Here is a 3,845-nt window from a genome sequence, read left to right as displayed (position 1 = left end):
CGGTTTTTTTATGTCTATTTATTGATAGTGGATTATTGAACCACTGTATCAAGTAATAGTTTAGCTTCTTTACCCACAGCAACAGATGCAACGATACCTTTTAAATCACCAGGTTGCGCCTTCACACTGCCATGTTTTGATAGCACTGCGATAATTTCTACATTTGCAGCACTGCTTAGTTTTACATCGCCACCCATTGAAGTAGTGTCATCAAGTGTCACCGTTACAGGTAAACTGTTGGCACTTATTTTGGTCGCAGCTAAAGGTACCTTAGGGCCTTGAGTTGAACGGGCGAAGATAAATACCATATCTGAAGAGCTAACTTGATCGGCTAACTCTGGAGCAATTGATATCGCGACATCTACAGTTTTAATACCTGCTTCGGCTGTAGCTGCTGCCATTGGGTTATGAGTACTATCGTTTGGCATCACTCCCGTTTCAGCTTGAATACGCATTTGGGCAGATTCAATAGCATTCATAAGTGCAGTGCGATCCACATCTTTACGATCGCTATCTAAAATAGATTGCCACGCTGTGATTGCGCTTTGATAGTCAGCAGTGAAAAACGCATCCATACCGACAAGCAACAATGTAGAAGGGTCGTTTGGATCTAAAGCTAAAGATTGATCAACAAGCGCTTGAATCTGAGGATTCATTTGCTGACCATTTTTGTAATACAGTGCCGTCGCTTTAGGGCCTAATAATTCAGAAGCTGTGCCAACTAATTCCATCACTTTATCAAAAGAGGCAACAGCATGATCAAACTGGTTTGCTGAAATATAAGCATGACCTAAGCTAAACCAAGCTTGGCTGTTTTCTGGCTCAGCTTGAACTTGCTGCTCCATCATTTGTACACGTTGAGCCATAATCTGCTCATTGCTCATACCTTGATGTGGCGAAGCTTCAGCTTGTGGCGGGGTAGCTAACTCCTGGTATGCACCAAGGGTTGAGTAAAAGTAACCTGAAACAGCCAAGACACCAACGGTCATAATTGATGGCCATAAGATCCCTTTTGCTTTTAATTTCGTATCTAAAGAATCGTCACCTGCAATCTTCATATCTTGCAGAAGGCCAATTTCTAGTTCTTTTTTAAGCGCGTCAAACTCTGTTTGATCAAGCAAGCCTTCTTCAAGTTCTTTAGCTAAAATGCCTGCGCGCTCGTTGAAGAGTTCAAGGTTAGTTTGCTTACGTACGCCTGATTCTTCAGCAGATAGCATTTTTTGCTGACGAAAATGAGGGATCCAAATCAGCATTAAGCTGATGAGTACGACAAGCGCAATAAATATCCAAAATGTGGTCATTGTTTCAATATTCACTTTTAGGTTGCTGAAAAAATAAAGCGGAACTGCCGCCTAACTTGAGTGCTAGATTATACGTAAAGATGATTCATTGAACAGTAATATACGATTTTACTTAGTCAGAATCCTTATAGTTGGGCACTGGTTCACAAATAAATAACCACCTTTGAAATCAAACGAAACTTAAATGAACTTTTTTAGTCATAGGCTTAGCTGTTATAACTGTGTGTTTTTAATCTCTATTTTTTTGAGAATGAGACTAGTGACCCAGTTTTGCATGAAATAGGCAGACATAAACAACAGCAAATACTAAAATATAACAAAATTCGTATTAGCTAATGTTAATGTAGCTGATATATAGCATTATGTTAGTTATGCGTTGGTTTGATTAGGTTCGGACCAACTTTTATCACACTGAGGAATACCCATGATCCCAGAACTTGGACACTTCTCGCTCATTATAGGTGTGGCATTTGCCATGCTATTAATGACCGTGCCGTTAATTGGTGCAGCCCGTAAGGACCAGTATCTCGTAAGATATGCTTGGCCGATTTGTTACGGTATGTTCTTTTTCATCGCTCTTTCAGTTATCAGCCTAGGCTATAGTTTTGCCGTTGATGACTTCTCTGTGGCTTATGTCGCACATCATTCAAACTCACAATTGCCAATCTTCTTTAAGATTGCAGCAGTGTGGGGTGGCCATGAAGGGTCACTTCTATTCTGGGTATTCTCTATATCTGTCTGGGCTGCATCAGTTGCATTGTTCAGTAAAGGTATGGAAGAAGTCTTTATCGCACGTGTTCTTGCGGTATTAGCAATGATCATTGTTGGCTTCTCTTTATTCATGCTAATCACTTCAAGCCCATTTGAGCGTATTTTCCCAATACCGATGGAAGGTCGAGATTTAAACCCAATGTTGCAAGATGTGGGCTTAATCTTCCATCCACCAATGTTGTACTTGGGGTATGTTGGTTTCTCAGTTAGCTTTGCATTTGCTATTGCTGCGCTTATGAGTGGTCGTCTAGATTCTGCTTGGGCTCGTTGGTCACGTCCTTGGACACTAGCAGCTTGGGTATTCCTAACAGGCGGTATCTCGTTAGGCTCTTGGTGGGCATACTACGAACTTGGCTGGGGCGGATGGTGGTTCTGGGATCCAGTTGAAAACGCATCGTTCATGCCTTGGTTAATCGGTACAGCGTTAGTGCATTCACTTATTGTGACTGAAAAACGTGGCGCATTCCGTAACTGGACCGTATTACTGTCAATATTCGCTTTCTCATTAAGCTTGCTAGGTACCTTTATTGTTCGTTCAGGTGTTTTAACATCAGTGCATTCATTTGCAGCCGATCCTAGCCGTGGTATGTTTATTCTGCTCTTGCTTGGCCTCGCAGTTGGTGGCTCCTTGACCTTGTTTGCGTTAAGAGCAAGTCAAATGAGCAGTCCTGCAAGGTTTGAACTCAAATCTAAAGAGACCTTCTTACTTGTATGTAATGTGTTATTAACTGTTGCAGCAGGTACTGTACTACTTGGTACGCTATATCCATTGCTAATTGATGCATTAGGTATGGGCAAAATCTCTGTAGGACCTCCATATTTCAACGCTGTATTTGTACCAATTGTACTTGTACTGTTTGGCTTCATGGGAATTGGCCCAATCATTCGCTGGAAAAAATCTAAAGCGGGTGAGATTAAACGCCAACTTATGATCCCTGCGATTGTGGCTGCAATTGTTGGTTTGGCAACACCATTTATCGCTGGTAACGAAATGAACCTTTGGGTTGCATTCGGTATTGCTGCTGCGACATGGGTAGCACTAGCAACCTTCAGAGCGGCATATAACCTAGTAACTGACAAAGAAGGTAAGTTCACCCTTAACAAGATAGGCCGTAGTGAAATGGGGATGATTATTGCCCATTTAGGTATTGCCGTATCAATTGTTGGTGCCACTATGGTGTCTAACTACTCGATTGAGAAAAGTGTTCGTATGGGCCCTGGTCTCAGTGAAGAGTTAGCGGGTTATACCTTCAACTATATTGAAACCAAAAACGTGGTTGGTCCTAACTACACCGCGCAACAAGGTCAGATTGAAGTTTATTACGATGACGAATTTGTTACATTGTTAAGACCTGATCGTCGTCAATACAATGTACGTACGATGGATATGACTGAAGCAGGTATTGATTGGGGCTTGTTCCGTGATCTATATGTGACTATGGGTGATCCATTGAGCATGACTCAATTTGCTGTACGTCTTAACTATAAACCGTTTGTTCGTTGGATTTGGTTTGGTTCAATCTTTATGATGGTCGGCGGTTTCTTAGCTGCATCAGACAAGCGTTACCGCGTTAAAGAAGCTAAAACTGCTAAAGAAGAAGCAGAACAAGCAAAATTAGCCACTGCTTAATATATCGGAGAAAGTATGAAAAAGTTGGTGCTGTTTATACCATTGGTATTGTTTTTGGGGATGGGAGTTTTTCTTTATCAGGGGTTATTCTTAAATCCACAAAAGCTGGATTCAGCACTAGAAGGAAAGCCGGTACCGGCTTT

At 41.6% G+C, this 3,845-nt stretch carries 2 protein-coding genes and 1 pseudogene; 2 read left to right on the top strand and 1 reads right to left on the bottom strand.

Annotation, left to right across the window (positions count from 1 at the left end; translation table 11 throughout):
- Nucleotides 1-32: 32 nt before the first annotated feature.
- Nucleotides 33-1,301 (bottom strand): c-type cytochrome biogenesis protein CcmI, encoded by a 1,269-nt coding sequence (ccmI, locus tag AB4160_RS19470; protein ID WP_303446831.1) that lies wholly within the window; start codon nt 1,299-1,301, stop codon nt 33-35.
- Nucleotides 1,302-1,725: 424 nt separating this feature from the next.
- Between ccmI and AB4160_RS19465 the strand changes: the two genes are divergently transcribed.
- Entirely contained in the window at nt 1,726-3,702 is a 1,977-nt protein-coding gene (locus AB4160_RS19465; RefSeq protein WP_076543206.1) for a heme lyase CcmF/NrfE family subunit, read from the top strand.
- Between the two features lie 15 nt (nt 3,703-3,717).
- Nucleotides 3,718-3,845, top strand: a pseudogene (locus AB4160_RS19520) (DsbE family thiol:disulfide interchange protein); the annotation flags it as partial.

Source organism: Shewanella sp. 10N.286.51.B8, assembly GCF_041469325.1.
GTDB lineage: Bacteria > Pseudomonadota > Gammaproteobacteria > Enterobacterales > Shewanellaceae > Shewanella.
This window is presented reverse-complemented; position numbering and strand designations above follow the sequence as displayed.